Origin of the sequence: Mesorhizobium sp. M7A.F.Ca.CA.004.12.1.1 (assembly GCF_003997835.1) — a bacterium.
Lineage (GTDB): Bacteria > Pseudomonadota > Alphaproteobacteria > Rhizobiales > Rhizobiaceae > Mesorhizobium.
The window spans coordinates 1-1,339 of the sequence record NZ_RZRK01000026.1; the positions used below are offsets into that span (position 1 = coordinate 1).

Genomic DNA, 1,339 nt, shown 5'->3' on the forward strand with positions numbered 1-1,339 from the left:
TAACGGCACCGCTCATTTCGAAGAGGCAATGGGCGGTCGTGGTTCCCCGCAGGCCGACGATTGGAAGGCAAAGCGCTACGGCGTTTTCGTGCAGGCTAGCATCAAGTTCAACTGAGAGAGCAAGAACCGAGGAGAGCGGCGATGCCACTCCAGCTCATTACGATCATTGGATCAACAGAAGGAAGTTTTCCGAAGAGTTTTGCAAGCGTGCGCAAAGTCGCCAGACAAAGTTCTCTCGGTCCATAGTGTACGTGCCGTCACGCCCGTTCTCGACATGGTTGAATGATACGTCCCGCGCGATCGATCAAAGTCGTTTTTCATTGGTTTTCCGGAAATCGCGGGGAGCACAGCGTGCTGTGACCCTCGCCTGCTGGTTTTCTGTCAACGCGCAGATGAGGGAGAATGAGCGTACAGCAAAAATCATCAGTGCTGTCGCTTTCGCCAAAGCCCGCCGCAGCTAAACGGGGTCCCACGCCCGGTAGCGCCCCCTGCCGGTCACCTCACGGATGCCGAGTTCGGCACCAGCCCGAGCGCAGCGCGCTGGCTAATTTTCAGCTCGGCCGCGACCAGACCTGCCGACACCAGCGGCCGCGCCAGCACCAGCTCGATCAGCGCCGGCAGGCTCGAGTTTTTGCGCCGGTTCCTGAGCCGGCGCTCCATCTGGCTTTTGGCCAGCGCCTGGATGATTGCAAGGCTGAAACAGTCGATGGAACGCCCCTCCAGCGAAGCCGAACCGGACGAGGCGCGCGCGCCAGGTCCTTCGGCTGCCATCGGCACGCTGGGTTTAAGTGCTTGGGGTGACACGGCGTGATCTCCGCCGTTGGCGGGAACAGGGCAGTGCAATAGTACTGCCCTGTTCCTTTTGATCAGAGGCCAGTGCGGATTTCTTCGGCAAGCGCCCTCAACGTCGTCTCGACGTCATCGCCGTTTACCATCTTCTGCATCGCCACGGCCCATGCGTTCATGGCTTCGCCGAAGCCGACACGCGGTGTGAAAGCCAGCGCGGCTTGGTCCTGTATCTTTTTGAAGCTGTCAACGAAGTTGTTGAACTCGGGCTGCGAAGCGTACTTAGTCCAGGTGTCGTCTGCCAGGTCGACGTGCGCGGCGGATTGACGAGCTGGCCAGCAAGGGCACCCTTGAGCGCCACCTGCTTGGAGGTGGCCCACGGGATGAACAGCCAGGCCGTGCCCTTCTTTTCGGAAGCCGCGTTCATGGCGAGAGCCCAGATCCAGATGTCAGACTCCAAGCTCGTGGCGCTCGGTGCGTGCAGCGGCGGAGCGAAGGCGATCTTGCCGGATGCCGGCTTCCCCGCAACATCGTTCCAGAAGCCGAACATATT

Annotated in this window: 2 protein-coding genes; one reads left to right on the top strand and one right to left on the bottom strand. The window is 60.4% G+C overall.

Features of this window, described 5'->3' with window-relative positions:
• Positions 1-495: 495 nt before the first annotated feature.
• Positions 496-804 carry a helix-turn-helix domain-containing protein gene (locus EN984_RS39465; protein WP_236473435.1) on the bottom strand — a complete coding sequence of 103 codons (309 nt, stop codon included), beginning with the start codon at positions 802-804 and terminating at the stop codon, positions 496-498.
• Between the two features lie 203 nt (positions 805-1,007).
• Between EN984_RS39465 and EN984_RS38555 the strand changes: the two genes are divergently transcribed.
• A partial coding sequence (locus EN984_RS38555; RefSeq protein WP_245480020.1) for a hypothetical protein occupies positions 1,008-1,339 on the top strand: 332 nt, incomplete at its 3' end.